A 17651-nucleotide genomic window follows, 5' to 3' on the forward strand; every position below is an offset into this window, starting at 1 on the left:
GGCCTGCGTACGCTCACCATCATCAACTGGGCGCTGGAGATGATCAACGCCCGCCGCGAGCGCAACGGCGAGCCGCCGCTGGATATCGCGGCCATCCCGCTCGACGATAAGAAAAGCTTCGACATGCTGCAGCGCTCGGAGACCACCGCGGTCTTCCAGCTTGAATCCCGCGGCATGAAAGACCTGATTAAACGCCTGCAGCCTGACTGCTTCGAAGATATGATCGCGCTGGTGGCCCTGTTCCGTCCGGGCCCGCTGCAATCGGGGATGGTAGATAACTTTATCGACCGTAAGCACGGACGTGAAGAGATCTCGTATCCTGACGTGCAGTGGCAGCACGAAAGCCTGAAACCCGTACTGGAACCGACCTACGGCATCATCCTGTACCAGGAACAGGTTATGCAGATTGCCCAGGTGCTTTCTGGCTACACCCTCGGCGGCGCGGATATGCTGCGTCGTGCAATGGGTAAGAAAAAGCCGGAAGAGATGGCCAAGCAGCGCGGTGCGTTCGAGGAAGGAGCGAAAAAGAACGGCATCGACGGCGAACTGGCGATGAAAATCTTTGACCTGGTGGAAAAATTCGCCGGTTACGGGTTTAACAAATCGCACTCCGCGGCCTATGCGCTGGTCTCTTACCAGACGCTGTGGCTGAAGGCGCACTATCCGGCAGAGTTTATGGCGGCAGTGATGACCGCCGATATGGACAACACCGAGAAGGTGGTGGGCCTGGTGGATGAATGCTGGCGCATGGGGCTGAAAATATTGCCGCCAGATATCAATTCCGGTTTATATCATTTCCACGTGAATCATGACGGGGAAATCGTGTATGGTATCGGCGCCATTAAGGGCGTCGGCGAAGGCCCGATTGAAGCGATCATCGAAGCGCGTAATAACGGCGGTTATTTCCGTGAGCTGTTCGACCTGTGCGCCCGTACCGATACCAAAAAGCTGAACCGCCGGGTGCTGGAAAAGCTGATTATGTCCGGGGCGTTCGACCGCCTTGGCCCGCACCGCGCCGCGCTGATGAATTCGCTGGGCGACGCGCTGAAGGCGGCGGATCAGCACGCGAAAGCCGAAGCCATTGGCCAGGCCGATATGTTCGGCGTGCTGGCGGAAGAGCCGGAGCAAATAGAACAATCGTATGCCAACTGTCTGCCGTGGCCGGAGCAGGTGGTATTGGATGGGGAGCGCGAAACGTTAGGTCTGTACCTGACGGGGCACCCGATCAACCAGTATATAAAAGAAATTGAGCGCTATGTCGGCGGGTATCGACTCAAAGACATGCATCCGACGGAACGTGGTAAAGTGACCACGGCCGCGGGGCTCGTGATTGCGGCGCGGGTTATGGTCACCAAGCGCGGCAATCGTATCGGCATCTGTACGCTGGATGACCGTTCCGGGCGTCTGGAGGTGATGTTGTTCACCGACGCGCTGGATAAATACCAGCAATTGCTGGAAAAAGACCGCATACTTATCGTCAGCGGACAGGTCAGCTTTGATGACTTCAGCGGCGGCCTTAAAATGATGGCCCGCGAAGTGATGGACATTGACGAAGCCCGGGAAAAATATGCTCGCGGGCTTGCTATCTCGCTGACGGACAGGCAAATTGATGACCAGCTTTTAAACCGACTCCGTCAGTCTCTGGAACCCCATCGTTCGGGAACCATTCCAGTACATCTCTACTATCAGAGGGCGGATGCACGTGCGCGGTTGCGTTTCGGTGCAACCTGGCGTGTCTCTCCGAGCGATCGTTTACTTAACGATCTGCGTGGCCTCATCGGTTCGGAGCAGGTGGAACTGGAGTTTGACTAATACAGGAATACTATGAGTCTGAATTTCCTTGATTTTGAACAGCCGATCGCAGAGCTGGAAGCGAAAATCGATTCTCTGACTGCGGTTAGCCGTCAGGATGAGAAACTGGATATTAATATCGACGAAGAAGTGCATCGTCTGCGTGAAAAAAGCGTAGAACTGACGCGCAAAATCTTTGCCGATCTCGGCGCATGGCAGGTAGCCCAACTGGCGCGCCATCCGCAGCGCCCGTACACCCTGGATTATGTCCGTCTGGCGTTTGATGAATTTGACGAACTGGCAGGCGATCGCGCCTATGCCGACGATAAAGCTATCGTCGGCGGTATCGCTCGTCTGGACGGTCGCCCGGTGATGATCATTGGTCACCAGAAAGGTCGCGAAACCAAAGAGAAGATTCGCCGTAACTTCGGCATGCCGGCGCCGGAAGGTTACCGCAAAGCCCTGCGTCTGATGGAGATGGCTGAGCGCTTCAACATGCCGATTATCACCTTCATCGACACCCCGGGCGCATACCCTGGCGTGGGCGCGGAAGAGCGTGGCCAGTCTGAAGCCATCGCGCGTAACCTGCGTGAGATGTCTCGTCTGAACGTACCGGTCATCTGCACCGTTATCGGCGAAGGCGGCTCCGGCGGCGCGCTGGCGATCGGCGTGGGCGATAAAGTGAATATGCTGCAGTACAGCACCTATTCCGTTATCTCTCCGGAAGGCTGTGCCTCTATTCTGTGGAAGAGCGCCGACAAAGCGCCGCTGGCGGCTGAAGCCATGGGCATCATCGCGCCGCGTCTGAAAGAGCTGAAGCTGATTGATTCCATCATTCCAGAACCGCTGGGCGGCGCCCATCGTAATCCGGAAGCCATGGCGGCATCGCTGAAAGCGCAGCTGCTGGCTGACCTGGCCGATCTCGACGTACTGAGCAAAGAAGATCTGCTCAACCGTCGCTATCAGCGCCTGATGAGCTACGGTTACGCCTGATTACAGACCTCACTTTCTTTTCTAAGGGCCGGATTTTCCGGCCCTTTTTTTATGTGTTATTTGATGATGAGCAAAAGAGGGAATGTGATTAGTGGATGAGGCGCTCCTGCGGCAAAACTGAGGCCACTGCCAGGCATTAAGCCACTACGGGCAGCCTACAAGGAGAAAAGGAGAACAACTATGGCTTCATCTAAAACTGTTACATTAAGCGCCGTGGCCGCAGGGATCATGTTAAGTCTGGGGGCTGCTCATGCGGCGCCGTTGCTGAGCGCGACAGAAGCGACAACCATCAAGGCGAGCGATCTTGCGGCAAAAGAAAAAGCGTTAACCGATTTTCCGCTGATGAACTCGGTAAAATCGTCCATTAAAACGCTCGCTAACAGCGAAGTCGAAAAAATCGCACCGGGCCGGGCGGCAAACCCGGAAAACGTTAAACGAGTCGAGAGCATCCTGACCGAGCAAGATTGGGACTATCTGTTTCCCATGCGTGCGCCGGAATATACCTATTCGAATTTTCTGAAAGCGATTGGTAAATTTCCTGCCGTTTGCGGCACTTATACCGATGGGCGCGACAGCGATGCGATTTGTCGGAAATCGTTGGCTACGATGTTTGCTCACTTTGCCCAGGAGACTGGCGGCCATGAAAGCTGGCGCGATATTCCTGAATGGCGCCAGGCGCTGGTTTATCTGCGTGAAGTGGGCTGGGTTGAAGGCCAGAAAGGCGGCTACAACGGCGAATGTGATCCGAACATTTGGCAGGGGCAAACCTGGCCGTGCGGGAAGGATAAAGATGGTGATTACCTGAGCTATTTCGGTCGCGGGGCCAAGCAGCTTTCCTATAACTACAACTATGGCCCGTTCTCTGATGCGATGTATGACGGCGATGTGCGCCCGCTGCTGGACAAACCGGAGCTGGTGGCCGATACCTGGATGAACCTGGCCAGCGCCGTCTTCTTCTTTGTTTACCCGCAACCGCCGAAACCTTCCATGCTGCATGTTATCGATGGCACATGGCAGCCTAACGACCATGATAAAGCGAACGGCCTCGTTGAAGGGTTTGGCGTAACCATTCAGATTATCAACGGTGGCGTAGAGTGTGGCGGTGCGGATGAAAATGCGCAGTCGCTGAACCGTATTGCTTACTACAAAGAGTTTGCTAACTATCTGAAAGTGCCGATTGCTGACGATGAAGTCCTCGGTTGTAAAAAGATGAAGCAGTTTGATGAAGGTGGCGCTGGGGCTCTGCCGATCTACTGGGAAATGGATTGGGGATGGAGCGCGGAAACCGCCGATGGTAAAACCAACGCCTGTCAATTAGTGGGCTATCAGACGCCGTACAGCGCCTTTAAAGAAGGTGACTATGCGAAGTGCGTGCAGAAGCACTTTAACGTGAATATCGTTGATGACAGCGGCCAGGCCGATGAACCGTCTGACACCACCGACGATACCACACCGGCTCCTGCCGCTAACGTCGCTCCGGTGGCGCGTATCGCCGGGCCGGTTGGCGCGGTGGATGCAGGCAGCCAGGTTTCGTTAAGCGCGGAAGGCTCCAGCGACGCCAACGGTGATAAGCTCAGCTATACCTGGATGTCGCAGGATGGGCAGACGTTAAGCGGTCAGGATAAATCGGTCGTCACCTTTGCCGCACCGGTTAAGGATCAGGATGCGCAGTATGTGGTTAGCCTGACGGTGAGCGACGGTAGCCTGTCCAGCACCACGACCTACACCCTGAACGTGAAGGCGAAAGCTGCGGAAGGGGATGAGGGTAAGACGACTGATTACCCAGCCTGGAGCGCAACCCAGACCTGGAAGGCGGGCGAGATCGTGAATAACCACGGTGCGCTCTATCAGTGTAAACCGCTGCCGGAAGGCGCGTGGTGCAACAATGCGCCGACCTACTACGAGCCGGGTGCCGGTTTAGCATGGGGCGATGCGTGGAAAGCGCTGTAAAATGAAGAAATCATGCCAGTGCGGTGCGCTGGCATGATTGCTGTTATGCTTTTACCTGGATTGTCCAGGAGGGAAGCATGAATATCATCGCGATTATGGGCCCGCACGGCGTCTATTACAAAGACGAGCCAATCAAGGAACTGGAGAGTGCGCTACAGGCGCAGGGCTTCAAAATTATCTGGCCGCAAAACAGTGCCGACCTGCTGAAGTTTATCGAGCACAACCCGCGCATCTGCGGGGTTATTTTTGACTGGGACGAATACAGCGTCGATCTCTGCGGAGAGATAAACCAACTCAATGAATATCTGCCGCTTTACGCTTTTATCAATAACCACTCGACGATGGACGTCAGCGCGCATGACATGCGCATGGCGCTGTGGTTTTTCGAGTATGCGTTGGGGCAGGCCAGCGATATTGCAACTCGCATCCGCCAATACACAGATGAATACCTCGATAACATTACGCCGCCGTTCACCAAAGCGTTATTTACCTATGTGAATGAGGGAAAGTATACCTTTTGTACGCCGGGGCATATGGGCGGTACGGCCTATCAGAAAAGCCCGGTAGGCTGCCTGTTTTATGATTTCTTCGGGGCCAATACGCTAAAGGCCGATGTGTCTATTTCGGTGACTGAACTGGGGTCGTTACTTGACCATAGCGGCCCGCATCTTGAGGCTGAAGAGTATATCGCCCGCACCTTTGGCGCCGAGCAGAGCTATATGGTGACTAATGGCACCTCTACCTCGAATAAAATTATTGGTATGTATGCGGCGCCTGGCGGCAGCACGTTACTGATTGACCGCAACTGCCATAAGTCGTTGGCGCACCTGCTGATGATGAGCGATGTTGTGCCGCTGTGGCTCAAGCCGACGCGTAACGCGCTGGGTATTCTCGGCGGGATCCCGAAACGGGAGTTTACTCGCGACAGCCTCCAGCGGAAGGTGGATGCCACCGACGGTGCGCAGTGGCCGGTGCATGCGGTGATCACTAACTCCACCTATGACGGCCTGCTGTATAACACCAACTGGATTAAACAGACGCTCGATGTTCCGTCGATTCACTTTGATTCCGCCTGGGTGCCCTATACCCACTTCCACCCCATTTACCAGGGGAAAAGCGGCATGAGCGGCGAGCGCGTGCCGGGAAAAGTGTTCTTTGAAACTCAGTCGACCCACAAGATGCTGGCGGCGCTGTCGCAGGCATCATTAATCCACATTAAGGGCGACTATGATGAAGACACCTTCAACGAAGCCTTTATGATGCACACCTCGACGTCACCGAGCTATCCGATCGTGGCGTCAATCGAGACCGCCGCGGCCATGCTGCGCGGTAATCCCGGACGTCGACTGATCAATCGCTCGGTCGAACGCGCGCTGCACTTCCGTAAAGAGGTACAGCGGCTACGAGAAGAGTCGGACAGCTGGTTCTTTGATATCTGGCAGCCGGAAGAGATTGATGAAGCTGAGTGCTGGCCGGTGTCGCCAGGAGAGGACTGGCACGGTTTCAGCGACGCCGATACCGATCATATGTTCCTCGATCCGGTGAAGGTGACGATCCTCACGCCAGGCATGGACGAGCAGGGCAATATGAGCGACGAAGGGATCCCGGCGGCGCTGGTGGCAAAATACCTCGACGAGCATGGTGTAGTGGTGGAGAAAACCGGGCCGTATAACCTGTTGTTCTTGTTCAGCATCGGTATTGATAAAACCCGAGCGATGGGGCTGCTGCGTGGGCTCACGGAGTTTAAGCGCGCCTACGATTTGAACCTACGGGTGAAGAACATGCTGCCGGATCTCTATGTGGAGGATCCTGACTTCTACCGCCATATGCGCATTCAGGATCTGGCGCAAGGGATCCACCGCCTGATTCGCCAGCACGATCTTCCGCGATTGATGCTGCGGGCTTTTGACGTGCTGCCGGAGATGAAGCTGACGCCACATCGCGCATGGCAACAACAAATTAAAGGCGAGGTGGAAACGGTGGCGCTGGAAGAGCTGGTTGGGCGCGTTTCGGCGAACATGATTCTGCCGTATCCACCGGGCGTGCCGCTGCTGATGCCGGGGGAAATGATCACCGAGGAGAGCCGTTCCGTGCTCGATTTCCTGCTGATGCTTTGCTCCATTGGACGACATTATCCGGGCTTTGAAACCGATATCCACGGTGCAAAACGCGATGAAAACGGCGTCTACCGCGTTAGAGTCCTAAAAAACGGCTGAGGGCTTGCATGATAACGTCCTGCGCGGGTAACGTGCTGAGAAACGGTTAACGGAGTAAAACCATGCTGGGATTAAAACAGATTCACCATATTGCTATCATCGCCACCGACTACGCGAAGAGTAAGGCCTTCTACTGCGACATCCTTGGCTTTACGCTGCAAAGCGAGGTCTATCGTGACGCGCGCGATTCGTGGAAAGGTGACCTGGCGCTGAATGGCCAGTATGTGATTGAACTGTTTTCCTTCCCGTTTCCCCCCGAGCGCCCAAGTCGCCCGGAGGCGTGTGGATTGCGCCACCTGGCGTTCAGCGTAGAGGATATCGATGCCGCTGTGGCGCATCTGGAAGCCCACGGCGTTGCCTGTGAGGCGATTCGCATCGATCCGTACACCGACAAGCGATTCACCTTTTTCAACGATCCTGACGGCCTGCCGCTGGAGCTTTACCAGCAGTAAGGCTTGTCATCAGCCGCCCGGCCCGGTAACGTGCCGGGCGATACTTTTACGATGATATGACAATGACGCCTTCTTCCCTTGTGCAGCAACTCTCTCCGCATCGCCAGTTTCTGGTCGCGTTCAGCGGCGGTCTCGACTCGACGGTGCTGTTGCATCAACTGGTTTGCTGGCGGCGACAGGAGCCGGGCATTTCCCTACGGGCTATCCACATTCATCATGGCATCAGCCAGAATGCCGACAGCTGGGTTGAGCACTGCCAGCAGCTGTGCGCAGAGTGGCAGGTACCGCTGGTGGTCGAACGCGTCACGCTGAGGCAGAGTGGCGCAGGGCTCGAAGCCGAGGCCCGAGCGGCGCGCTATCAGGCTTTCCGTGAAGCGCTGTTGCCCGGAGAAGTACTGCTGACGGCGCAGCACCTCGATGACCAGAGCGAGACGTTGCTGCTGGCGCTTAAGCGCGGTAGTGGGCCTGCCGGACTATCGGCGATGCCGGTGAGCGCGACGTTTGCCGATACACAGCTGATCCGCCCTTTGTTGCATGAAACTCGCGCCACGCTGCTGCTGTGGGCACAGCGTTACGGACTGCGCTGGATTGAAGATGAGAGCAATCAGGACGACGCCTACGACCGCAACTTCCTGCGTCTACGCGTCTTGCCGCTGCTGAATGCCCGCTGGCCGCACTTTGCCGAAGCGGCAGCGCGCAGCGCGGCGCTGTGCGGGGAGCAGGAACAGCTGCTGGATGAGCTGCTGGCCGACGAGCTGTCGCGGCTGCTTGACGAAAACGGCTCGCTGGCGATTGACCCTCTGGTCAGCATGAGTGGGCCGAAACGCGCCGCGCTGCTGCGCCGCTGGTTGGCCGGGCTGGGGGCAACGATGCCGTCGCGGGAAATGCTGACTCGGCTGTGGCAGGAGGTGGCACTTGCGCGTGAAGATGCCTCGCCGTGCCTGCATCTCGGCGATTTTGACGTTCGTCGCTTTCAGCAACGTTTGTGGTGGGTCAAAGCGCTGCCAGGGCAAACGGATAGCGAAATCGTGTGGCAAAATTTACGCGCGCCGCTGGTATTACCGGACGGTCTTGGGCAGGTCTTTTTGTCGCCGGGCGGCGATATTCGTCCACCGCATGCCGGCGAACCGGTTACGATTCGTTTTAAAGCGCCGGGGATGCTGCATATCGTAGGCCGTCACGGCGGACGCAAGCTGAAGAAAATCTGGCAGGAGCTGGGCGTGCCCCCCTGGCTGCGTGATACCACACCGCTGCTGTTTTACGGCGATACGCTAATGGCCGCCGCAGGACGATTTGTGACGCGAGAGGGGTTGTGTGAAACGGGAGAAGGCGTACAACTTAGCTGGCAGAAAACGGGCAGCTAAGCTGCCCGTTTCTTAATTATGATTCACTGACCACCACGGTGCCGATTTGCGGGTGGCTGAAGCTGGTTATCCGATCAAGACGCAGCTCGCGCAGATCGCCCGCGCTGTCGACAACCAGATATTCCACGTTCTTGCGTGATAACAGGTCGTGAGCTTTGGCTTGCAGCACTTCGCCGTCTTTCAGCTCCAGAGAGAGGACGAGGTGGTGCTGGCAGGCAAGCTCAAGATTGTCATAGTCATCACAGTTGATGGGTTGATAAGTATCATTCATTGACATAATCGCTCACCAGTAAGTTTGCCGCCGCATACGCGGCTTTTTCCCTGACTGACTCAGAAATGGCGTCATCCGCCGCAACTTCGTTCAAAACTTTCAGTACACAGCCTAGCGCATCCGGGATATACCCTAAATCACCGCTCGCGATTTCCGCGTAGCGTTGGCGAATCAACTCACAATAGTTGCCCACATGCCCTCCTGTCAGCGCTTCAATTAAGCCTATGAAGATAATCTCTGTTTAGCAAGGTGACTATATCACACTCATTTAAGCATTATCAGCGGGATGAGCGGCGGCAGACGGGCCTTTTGGCGCTGATTTCGTTACAATGACCACCATTTTTTTCAGGAGTTTAGCCATGGCGCTGAAAGCAACGATTTATAAAGCAGTGGTCAACGTCGCCGATCTCGACCGTAGCCAGTTTCTGGACGCGTCGTTAACCCTCGCGCGCCACCCATCCGAAACCCAGGAGCGCATGATGCTGCGTCTGCTGGCGTGGATTAAGTATGCTGACGAACGTCTGCAGTTTACCCGCGGCCTCTCTTCGGACGACGAGCCGGAGGTGTGGCTGCGCAACGATCATTTGGGTATCGATCTGTGGATTGAGCTGGGGCTGCCGGATGAGCGGCGGATCAAAAAAGCCTGTAGCCTGGCGCAGGAGGTGGCGCTGTTCACCTATAATAGTCGTGCTGCGGAGATTTGGTGGCAGCAGAACCAGAGCAAAATGGCGGGCTTTAAAAACCTGAGTATCTGGTATCTTGACGATGAACAGCTGGCGAAGCTCAGCGCGTTTGCCGAGCGCACGATGACGCTGCAAGCGACGATTCAGGAAGGGGCAATCTGGTTATCGGATGCTCAGAATAATCTGGAAATTCACCTGACGCCGTGGCAGACGCGGGCATGATTACGCTTTCCCGGCAGGTGAGCATCCCGGATGATGAACTGACGATTACCGCCATCCGGGCGCAGGGCGCGGGCGGGCAGCATGTGAATAAGACCTCCACGGCGATTCACCTGCGTTTTGACATTCGCGCCTCCAGCCTGCCGGAGTATTATAAAGAGCGCCTGCTCGCCGCCAGCCACCACTTAATTTCTGCTGACGGTGTGATTATCATTAAGGCGCAGGAATACCGTAGCCAGGAGATGAATCGCGAAGCGGCGATTGCCAGGCTGGTGGCGGTGATCCAGACGTTAACGACAGAACAAAAAAGCCGACGCCCTACGCGCCCAACCCGCGCGTCGAAAGAGCGGCGGCTGAATTCAAAAGCGCAGAAATCTTCAGTGAAGTCCATGCGCGGGAAAGTTCGCTATTAAGCCGGACGTGGATGTAATAAGTATAAGGAATTGAGGGTGAAAAAAGCGATATTGGCCATTGCGGCCACGGGGATGCTGTTTGGGTTATTCGGATGCAACCATTCTGAAGTGACCACCGTCAAGCCGACGCAGCCAGCAGAATTAACCCCTATGCAGCAAAGCTGGCGCGGTGTTCTGCCGTGCGCAGATTGCGAAGGCATTGAGACCTCATTGTTCCTCGAGAAGGACGGTACCTGGGTGATGAACGAGCGCTATCAGGGCGTCAGTCGTGAGCCGTCATCGTTTGGCTCGTACGGTACCTGGGCGCGCACCGCCGATAAGCTGGTGTTGACCGACAGCCAGGGGGAGAAGTCTTACTACCGGGCGAAGGGTGACAAGCTGGAGATGCTTGACCGCGAGGGTAACCCCATCGAATCGACGCTGAACTATACGCTGGAACCGGTTAAAGCAAGCCTGCCAACCACGCCGATGGCAATGCGCGGGATGTATTTCTACATGGCAGACGCGGCCACCTTTACCGACTGTGCTACCGGGCAGCGCGTGGCGGTCGTGAATAACGCCCAACTGGAGCGCGATTATGCGGCTGCAAAAGGCGGCGAGAACAAACCGATTCTGCTGGTGGTCGAAGGGCACTTTACCGTTGAGGCTAATCCGGATACCGGCGCGATGGTGAAGACTTTGGCGACCGATAAAGGCGCGAAGTTTGTGCCAGGTAAGGATTGCGGCAACTAATAAAAAGGCCTCGCATCATGCGAGGCCTTCGTTTTTTTTGCCGGATGATCCGGCAAAGGTTATCCGGGAATTCCCGGCGTCGCTTCGCTCAGCCGGGGTTCGCGATTAGCCTTTAATGGCTTTCACCAGGTAATCGACGATGTCGCCGGTTTTAATCAGCTGCTTCTCGCCGTTACGACGGTATTTGTATTCGATATCGTCGTTGTCGAGGTTACGGTCGCCCAGCACGATGGTGTGCGGAATACCGATCAGTTCCATATCGGCAAACATCACGCCCGGACGCTCTTTACGGTCGTCCATCAGCACTTCGATACCCTGCGCACGCAGTTCAGCGTACAGCTTCTCCGCCAGTTCCTGCACGCGGTAGGATTTGTGCATGTTCATCGGCAGAATCGCTACCTGGAACGGCGCGATGGCGTCTGGCCATACGATGCCGCGGTCGTCAAAGTTCTGCTCAATCGCCGCAGCCACGACGCGAGTCACCCCGATACCGTAGCAGCCCATGGTCAGGATCTGGTTACGGCCATCTTCGCCCTGTACGGAGGCTTTCATCGCTTCTGAGTACTTGGTACCCAACTGGAAGATGTGGCCCACTTCGATGCCGCGCTTAATCATCAGCGTGCCTTTGCCATCCGGGCTCGGATCGCCAGCGACCACGTTACGGATATCAGCCACTTCTGGGGTGGCAACGTCGCGATCCCAGTTGATGCCGAAGTAGTGCTTACCATCGATGTTGGCACCCGCGGCGAAATCGCTCATCACGGCAACGGTACGGTCGATAACGGTCGGAATCGGCAGGTTGACCGGGCCCAGAGAACCAGGGCCAGCGTTCACCAGCGCACGAATTTCTTCTTCGGTAGCGAAGGTCAGCGGGCTGGCAACCTGCGGCAGTTTTTCCGCTTTCACTTCGTTCAGCTCGTGATCGCCGCGAACCAGCAGCGCAACCAGCGGAGACTTGCTGCCTTCTACCGCTTTAACCAGCAACGTTTTCACGGTTTTCTCGATTGGCAGGTTGAACTGCTCAACCAGCTCGGCGATGGTTTTGGCGTTTGGCGTATCGACCAGCGTCATTTCCTGGGTTGCTGCCGCGCGCGGCTCTTTCGGCGCCAGCGCTTCTGCGAACTCGATGTTTGCCGCGTAGTCGGAAGAGTCAGAGAAGATCACATCATCTTCGCCGCTCTGCGCCAGCACCTGGAATTCATGGGAGGCACTACCGCCGATAGAACCGGTGTCAGCCTGTACAGCACGGAAATCCAGGCCCATGCGGCTGAAGATTTTGCTGTATGCCGCGTACATCGCGTCGTAAGTCTCTTGCAGAGATTCCTGAGAAGTATGGAAAGAGTAGGCGTCTTTCATCAGGAACTCACGGGAGCGCATCACGCCAAAACGTGGACGGACTTCGTCACGGAATTTGGTCTGGATCTGATAGAAGTTCAGCGGCAGCTGTTTGTAAGAGCTCAGCTCGTTACGAATCAGGTCGGTGATCACTTCTTCGTGCGTCGGGCCGAGGACGAACGGACGATCGCCACGGTCAGCAATACGCAGCAGTTCCGGACCATACTGTTCCCAACGGCCACTCTCTTCCCACAGTTCGGAAGGCTGAACTACCGGCATTAACACCTCGATCGCACCGGCGTTGTTCATCTCTTCACGCACGATGTTTTCGACTTTTTTCAGGACGCGCACGCCGGTCGGCAGCCAGGTGTATAACCCGGAGGCCAGCTTGCGGATCATCCCGGCGCGCAGCATCAGCTGATGGCTGATAACCTCGGCGTCGGCAGGTGTCTCCTTCAGAGTGGAGAGCAGGTATTGGCTAGTACGCATGTTGTTACGGTTCCAGTTGAACGATCGAACAGGCTCAAAACGAGCCTGGCACAAAACAAAAGTGGTTTAGTTTACCAGCGAGAAAGGGATGTCAAAAGAGTACGCGACGCAAATTAGCGGGCTTCCAGAGCAAAGACCTCAAATCCTGACGGCGTTACGCGCCAGCGGACGTTAAAGTCCAGCAGCCAGACGGCGTAGGTTTTGCCTTCTTCCTCATTTTTACGGTAGGCAGGACGCGGATCCTGCGCCAGCACTTCGGCAATAAACTGACGAAGGCGCGGGTAACGTTTTTCCAGCCCGAGCAACTGCTGGGCGATTTCCTCGCTGAAGGTGACGTTAATATCGGCCTGTGGCGCGTCCTGCGCATAGCTAGCGCGCGCTTCCGGCAGCGATTCGGCAAAGGGCAGATACGGTTTAATATCTACCACCGGCGTGCCATCGACGAGGTCAAGCCCGCCAAGTTCAAGAATCACCTGTTCTTTATGGCAGCGGATACCACGCAGTTCGACCAACGACATCCCAATTGGGTTAGGGCGGAAGGTCGAGCGAGTTGCAAACACGCCCATTCTCGCGTTGCCGCCCAGACGAGGAGGGCGAACGGTGGGGCGCCAGCCGCCTTCCATCGTTTGATGGAAGACAAACAACACCCACAAATGGCTGAAAGCCTCCAGACCGCGCACTGCGTCGGCCTGGTTGTAGGGGGCGACCAGATGCAGCTCGCCGCTACAGCTTTTAACCAGCCCCGGCTGGCGAGGCACGGCAAACTTCTCTTTATAAGGAGAGCGAATAACGCCGATTTGCGCGAATGAGAAGGTGCTCATTACTTCGCGGAAACGTTGAGCGCAGACCCGACGCAGACCGCCTGACGGTAGCAGCCCGGCGTGCCGCTCGTCACTTCACAGCTGTGCAGCAGTACTGCGTTCGCTTTCATTTTCGACGCGTTAATTTGCATGCGTTTGCGCGCGGTTGGGATATTCGGCGGTGAATCCTGATTGGTAGCCTGGCAAGATTCGCCCGACACCTCGCCCAGATCGCGGAACGGCTTACCGACCAGATCTTCAGCGTTGGTAATAATTCGTACCGGCGTTGCGCGTGGCGCCTTCGGTTTCGCGGTCTCCGTTTTGACGGGGGTCGCAGTGCTTTGAACGGGTTCAACGGGAGATCTGTTTAGCATGGAGCAGCCGCCTAACAGGAGCGCTAATAAACAGACCGGTAAAGCACGCATAGTAATTCCTCTATAAAGGGTAGACCAGGGGGCTATTGAATCAGGTGCTTGCATAAATGACAAGACGGGCATGCGCCCGTCTTGAAAGATACTGCTTAGCGGTAAGACAATTACCAGCCTTTAACAGCGCCGCCGTTGAAGATTTTGTTCGCCGCTTCGTAAACTTCGTCAGACTGGTAAGCCTGAACGAATTTCTTCACGTTTTCCGCGTCTTTGTTGTCTTCGCGAGTGACAATCAGGTTCACATACGGAGACTCTTTACCTTCCACGAAGATACCGTCTTTCGCCGGGGTCAGGTTGATCTGGCTGGCGTAGGTGGTGTTAATGACGGCCAGCGCAATCTGCGCATCGTCCAGTGAGCGCGGCAGCTGCGGAGCTTCCAGTTCAACAATCTTCAGATTTTTTGGGTTCTCTACGATATCCAGAGAAGTCGGCAGCAGGCCAACGCCGTCTTTCAGTTTGATAAGCCCCTGTGCCTGCAGCAGCAACAGAGTACGGCCCAGGTTAGTTGGATCGTTAGGCACGGCAATCTGGTCGCCCGCTTTCAGTTCATCCAGAGATTTGATTTTCTTCGAGTAGCCAGCAATCGGGTAAACGAAGGTATTACCCACGGATACCAGTTTGTAACCACGGTCTTTGATCTGCTGATCGAGGTACGGTTTGTGCTGGAAGGCGTTGGCGTCAATGTCGCCTTTGCTCAGCGCTTCGTTCGGCAGTACGTAATCGTTGAAGGTAACCAGCTCAACGTCCAGACCGTATTTCTCTTTTGCTACTTTCTGTGCAACTTCAGCAACCTGCTGTTCTGCGCCGACGATCACGCCGACTTTGATGTGGTTTGGATCTTTCTCGTCCTGGCCGCAACCAACAAGTGCCAGAGAACCAATCAGGGCCCCAACTGCCGCAAAGGTTTTAAAATTGAACGCCATGCTTATTTCCTTAAACTTTTAAGTTGTGTTGTGTGTAACGCTATTTATGAGTCACTGCCCGGACGATACGATCGCCAGATAGTTGAATTAAATAAACCAGAACGACCAGCAATACCAGCACTGTATTCATCACGACAGCATTATAACCAATGTAGCCGTACTGATAGCCAATCTGGCCCAGGCCGCCAGCGCCCACGGCACCGCCCATCGCGGAGTAACCAACCAGCGTAATCAGCGTAATGGTTGCCGCATTCACCAGGCCCGGGAGGGCTTCCGGCAGCAGAACTTTACGGATGATTTGCATCGGCGTTGCGCCCATTGCGCGGGAAGCTTCAATCAGCCCGGTCGGGATCTCCAGCAGGGCGTTTTCCACCATACGGGCGATAAACGGCGCGGCGCCCACGGTCAACGGAACAATCGCCGCCTGCAGACCAATGGAGGTGCCCACAATCACGCGGGTAAATGGAATCATCCACACCAGCAGGATAATGAACGGAATGGAACGGAAGATATTCACCAGCGCAGAGAGAATGCGGTAAAGCTTGCCGTTCTCAATGATTTGTCCCGGACGTGTCGTATAAAGCAGCACGCCAACCGGCAAACCAATCACGAAACCGAAAAAGCCTGACACAAACGTCATGGCCAGCGTTTCCCAGACGCCGCGCGCCAGTAACCACATCATGGCCTCAGACATAACCCAATACCTCTACTTTTACATGGTGTTGCTGCAGCCAGGCGATGGCCGCTTGCGTATCTTCAGGTGTACCGTGCATTTCGGTCAGCATGATGCCGAACTTCACGCCGCCCGCGTAATCCATCTGCGCGCTAATAATGTTGTTATTCACGTTAAAGCGACGCGCGGTTTCTGACAGCAGCGGGGCGTCTACCGAATGACCGGTAAACTCCATGCGTAGCATGGGAACGCTATCAGCGGACTGAGTGTCTTTCAGACGTGCCAGGTAGTCTTCTGGAATATCCAGATGCAGTGTGGACTGAATGAACTGCTGCGCCAGCGGCGTTTTCGGATGAGAGAAGACTTCACTCACCGTATCCTGTTCGATCAGCTCACCGTTGCTAATCACGGCGACGCAGTCACAGATACGCTTAACAACATCCATTTCGTGGGTGATAAGCAGAATAGTCAGGCCCAGACGACGGTTAATGTCTTTCAGCAGTTCGAGAATAGAACGCGTGGTAGCCGGATCCAGCGCGCTGGTGGCTTCATCACACAGCAACACCTTGGGGTTGCTGGCCAGAGCACGGGCAATCGCCACGCGCTGTTTCTGTCCGCCGGACAGGTTTGCCGGATAGCTGTCGTGCTTATCGCCCAGACCGACGAGATCCAGCAGCTCGGTGACCCGGCGCTTGATTTCTTCTTTTGGCGTATTGTCGAGTTCCAGAGGCAGCGCGACGTTGCCAAATACCGTGCGAGATGAGAGCAGGTTAAAGTGCTGGAAGATCATGCCAATCTGGCGGCGTGCTTTGGTCAGTGCCGACTCAGATAATGAAGTCAGTTCCTGGCCGCCGACCTGAACGCTGCCTTCGGTCGGGCGTTCAAGCAGGTTAACGCAACGAATTAGCGTACTTTTACCTGCGCCGGATGCGCCAATGACGCCGTAAATTTGTCCCGCAGGTACGTGCAGGCTAACGTTGTTTAGTGCCTGAATCGTACGGTGGCCCTGCTGGAACACCTTGGTGATATTCGAAAGTTTAATCATTAGATTTTTTATTATCAGTTAGGAGTTATCCGCGGCATTTTCTTCTGCCCTGGACGGGCGATGACCGTCAACAAAACGGATGTTAAGGCATCTAGACGTCTAAATCAATCTGATTTATGCGATCGACGCTTTCTTGCCTGGCGAAACATGCGATACTAAGGGCACATGCCTTATTCAGGAGCAACACGGTGGCAAAGTCCGTACCCGCTATTTTTCTCGATCGTGATGGCACGATTAATGTCGATCATGGCTACGTTCATGAAATAGATGAGTTTGAGTTTATCGATGGCGTCATTGACGTGATGCGTGAATTAAAAGAAATGGGCTATGCCCTGGTGTTGGTGACTAACCAATCGGGTATTGCTCGCGGGAAGTTTACTGAAGCGCAGTTTGAAACGCTGACGGAATGGATGGACTGGTCGCTGGCCGACCGTGGTGTCGATCTCGATGGTATCTACTATTGTCCGCACCACCCGCAGGGAACGGTAGAAGAGTATCGTCAGGTATGCGACTGTCGCAAACCGCATCCAGGTATGTTGAAGTCGGCGCAGGAATATCTGCACATTGATATGGCTTCTTCTTATATGGTTGGCGATAAAATTGAAGACATGCTGGCAGCCGCAGCGGCGAATGTCGGTACAAAAGTGCTGGTGCGCACCGGTAAGCCGGTGACGGAAGAAGCGGAGAAAGCGGCGGATTGGGTGATTAATAGCCTGGCAGACCTGCCTGCGGCCATCAAAAAGCAGAAATAATCGACGAAAAGGCGAAAAGGTGAGCGGTTGAAAGAAAAATGCATTTTCCCTCTTGTCAGCCAGAAATAACTCCCTATAATGCGCTCCCACTGACACGGAACAACGGCAAACAAGCCGCCGGG

General features: G+C 55.4%; 18 protein-coding genes. 10 read left to right on the forward strand and 8 right to left on the reverse strand.

Annotated elements, in window-relative coordinates:
* From dnaE to tilS, 6 genes are all read left to right on the forward strand, one after another.
* Window positions 1-1812: DNA polymerase III subunit alpha (gene dnaE / locus ACW14G_RS18755; protein ID WP_455648719.1), on the forward strand; the 1812-nt coding region annotated here is incomplete at its 5' end.
* Window positions 1813-1824: 12 nt separating this feature from the next.
* Complete coding sequence (gene accA / locus ACW14G_RS18760) at window positions 1825-2784, forward strand: acetyl-CoA carboxylase carboxyl transferase subunit alpha (protein ID WP_163447286.1); 960 nt, start codon at window positions 1825-1827, stop codon at window positions 2782-2784.
* Between the two features lie 180 nt (window positions 2785-2964).
* On the forward strand, window positions 2965-4734 hold the full coding sequence (locus tag ACW14G_RS18765; protein ID WP_223803276.1) for a chitinase: 1770 nt from the start codon (window positions 2965-2967) through the stop codon (window positions 4732-4734).
* A 77-nt stretch (window positions 4735-4811) separates the two neighbouring features.
* Window positions 4812-6950 carry a lysine decarboxylase LdcC gene (locus tag ACW14G_RS18770; RefSeq protein ID WP_455648720.1) on the forward strand — a complete coding sequence of 713 codons (2139 nt, stop codon included), beginning with the start codon at window positions 4812-4814 and terminating at the stop codon, window positions 6948-6950.
* 62 nt (window positions 6951-7012) lie between these two features.
* Window positions 7013-7402 (forward strand): VOC family protein, encoded by a 390-nt coding sequence (locus ACW14G_RS18775; protein WP_249022292.1) that lies wholly within the window; start codon window positions 7013-7015, stop codon window positions 7400-7402.
* Between the two features lie 56 nt (window positions 7403-7458).
* On the forward strand, window positions 7459-8766 hold the full coding sequence (tilS, locus tag ACW14G_RS18780; protein WP_249022291.1) for a tRNA lysidine(34) synthetase TilS: 1308 nt from the start codon (window positions 7459-7461) through the stop codon (window positions 8764-8766).
* A gap of 16 nt (window positions 8767-8782) precedes the next feature.
* Here tilS and rof read toward each other — a convergent pair whose 3' ends face one another.
* Complete coding sequence (gene rof, locus ACW14G_RS18785; RefSeq protein WP_163447294.1) at window positions 8783-9043, reverse strand: Rho-binding antiterminator; 261 nt, start codon at window positions 9041-9043, stop codon at window positions 8783-8785.
* Window positions 9030-9230 carry a YaeP family protein gene (locus tag ACW14G_RS18790; protein ID WP_064547602.1) on the reverse strand — a complete coding sequence of 67 codons (201 nt, stop codon included), beginning with the start codon at window positions 9228-9230 and terminating at the stop codon, window positions 9030-9032. Before ACW14G_RS18790 ends, rof begins: the two co-directional genes overlap by 14 nt.
* Window positions 9231-9396: 166 nt before the next feature.
* Between ACW14G_RS18790 and ACW14G_RS18795 the strand changes: the two genes are divergently transcribed.
* The 3 genes from ACW14G_RS18795 to nlpE are packed head-to-tail and all read left to right on the forward strand — an operon-like array spanning window position 9397 to window position 11084.
* Complete coding sequence (locus tag ACW14G_RS18795; RefSeq protein ID WP_163447296.1) at window positions 9397-9942, forward strand: YaeQ family protein; 546 nt, start codon at window positions 9397-9399, stop codon at window positions 9940-9942.
* Window positions 9939-10352 carry an alternative ribosome rescue aminoacyl-tRNA hydrolase ArfB gene (arfB, locus tag ACW14G_RS18800; RefSeq protein WP_065356570.1) on the forward strand — a complete coding sequence of 138 codons (414 nt, stop codon included), beginning with the start codon at window positions 9939-9941 and terminating at the stop codon, window positions 10350-10352. Before ACW14G_RS18795 ends, arfB begins: the two co-directional genes overlap by 4 nt.
* A gap of 36 nt (window positions 10353-10388) precedes the next feature.
* Window positions 10389-11084 carry an envelope stress response activation lipoprotein NlpE gene (gene nlpE / locus ACW14G_RS18805; RefSeq protein ID WP_167576697.1) on the forward strand — a complete coding sequence of 232 codons (696 nt, stop codon included), beginning with the start codon at window positions 10389-10391 and terminating at the stop codon, window positions 11082-11084.
* A gap of 105 nt (window positions 11085-11189) precedes the next feature.
* Here nlpE and proS read toward each other — a convergent pair whose 3' ends face one another.
* From proS to metN, 6 genes are all read right to left on the reverse strand, one after another.
* Window positions 11190-12908, reverse strand: coding sequence for a proline--tRNA ligase (proS, locus tag ACW14G_RS18810; RefSeq protein WP_249022290.1), 1719 nt, complete (start codon window positions 12906-12908; stop codon window positions 11190-11192).
* 113 nt (window positions 12909-13021) lie between these two features.
* Entirely contained in the window at window positions 13022-13729 is a 708-nt protein-coding gene (gene tsaA / locus ACW14G_RS18815) for a tRNA (N6-threonylcarbamoyladenosine(37)-N6)-methyltransferase TrmO (RefSeq protein WP_455648721.1), read from the reverse strand.
* Window positions 13729-14133 (reverse strand): Rcs stress response system protein RcsF, encoded by a 405-nt coding sequence (rcsF, locus tag ACW14G_RS18820; protein WP_064547614.1) that lies wholly within the window; start codon window positions 14131-14133, stop codon window positions 13729-13731. The genes tsaA and rcsF overlap by 1 nt, the downstream gene beginning before the upstream one ends.
* 110 nt (window positions 14134-14243) lie before the next feature.
* A complete protein-coding gene (gene metQ / locus ACW14G_RS18825; protein WP_163447304.1) occupies window positions 14244-15059 on the reverse strand; it encodes a methionine ABC transporter substrate-binding lipoprotein MetQ in 816 nt (271 codons plus the stop codon).
* A 40-nt stretch (window positions 15060-15099) separates the two neighbouring features.
* Complete coding sequence (locus ACW14G_RS18830) at window positions 15100-15753, reverse strand: methionine ABC transporter permease MetI (protein ID WP_064547618.1); 654 nt, start codon at window positions 15751-15753, stop codon at window positions 15100-15102.
* On the reverse strand, window positions 15746-16777 hold the full coding sequence (gene metN / locus ACW14G_RS18835) for a methionine ABC transporter ATP-binding protein MetN (RefSeq protein ID WP_163447306.1): 1032 nt from the start codon (window positions 16775-16777) through the stop codon (window positions 15746-15748). Before metN ends, ACW14G_RS18830 begins: the two co-directional genes overlap by 8 nt.
* Window positions 16778-16965: 188 nt before the next feature.
* Here metN and gmhB point away from each other — a divergent pair, with 188 nt between their 5' ends.
* Window positions 16966-17529, forward strand: coding sequence for a D-glycero-beta-D-manno-heptose 1,7-bisphosphate 7-phosphatase (gene gmhB, locus ACW14G_RS18840; protein WP_249022289.1), 564 nt, complete (start codon window positions 16966-16968; stop codon window positions 17527-17529).
* Window positions 17530-17651: the final 122 nt, after the last annotated feature.

The organism is Kluyvera sp. (genome assembly GCF_965301105.1).

Coding starts and splice junctions, on each gene's coding strand:
- ACW14G_RS18770 (WP_455648720.1), top strand. CDS start 4,812: ATGAATATCATCGCGATTATGGGCCCGCACGGCGTCTATTACAAAGAC.
- ACW14G_RS18830 (WP_064547618.1), bottom strand. CDS start 15,753: ATGTCTGAGGCCATGATGTGGTTACTGGCGCGCGGCGTCTGGGAAACG.
- metN (WP_163447306.1), bottom strand. CDS start 16,777: ATGATTAAACTTTCGAATATCACCAAGGTGTTCCAGCAGGGCCACCGT.
- ACW14G_RS18795 (WP_163447296.1), top strand. CDS start 9,397: ATGGCGCTGAAAGCAACGATTTATAAAGCAGTGGTCAACGTCGCCGAT.
- rof (WP_163447294.1), bottom strand. CDS start 9,043: ATGTCAATGAATGATACTTATCAACCCATCAACTGTGATGACTATGAC.
- proS (WP_249022290.1), bottom strand. CDS start 12,908: ATGCGTACTAGCCAATACCTGCTCTCCACTCTGAAGGAGACACCTGCC.
- accA (WP_163447286.1), top strand. CDS start 1,825: ATGAGTCTGAATTTCCTTGATTTTGAACAGCCGATCGCAGAGCTGGAA.
- metQ (WP_163447304.1), bottom strand. CDS start 15,059: ATGGCGTTCAATTTTAAAACCTTTGCGGCAGTTGGGGCCCTGATTGGT.
- ACW14G_RS18775 (WP_249022292.1), top strand. CDS start 7,013: ATGCTGGGATTAAAACAGATTCACCATATTGCTATCATCGCCACCGAC.
- ACW14G_RS18765 (WP_223803276.1), top strand. CDS start 2,965: ATGGCTTCATCTAAAACTGTTACATTAAGCGCCGTGGCCGCAGGGATC.
- rcsF (WP_064547614.1), bottom strand. CDS start 14,133: ATGCGTGCTTTACCGGTCTGTTTATTAGCGCTCCTGTTAGGCGGCTGC.
- tilS (WP_249022291.1), top strand. CDS start 7,459: ATGACAATGACGCCTTCTTCCCTTGTGCAGCAACTCTCTCCGCATCGC.
- arfB (WP_065356570.1), top strand. CDS start 9,939: ATGATTACGCTTTCCCGGCAGGTGAGCATCCCGGATGATGAACTGACG.
- tsaA (WP_455648721.1), bottom strand. CDS start 13,729: ATGAGCACCTTCTCATTCGCGCAAATCGGCGTTATTCGCTCTCCTTAT.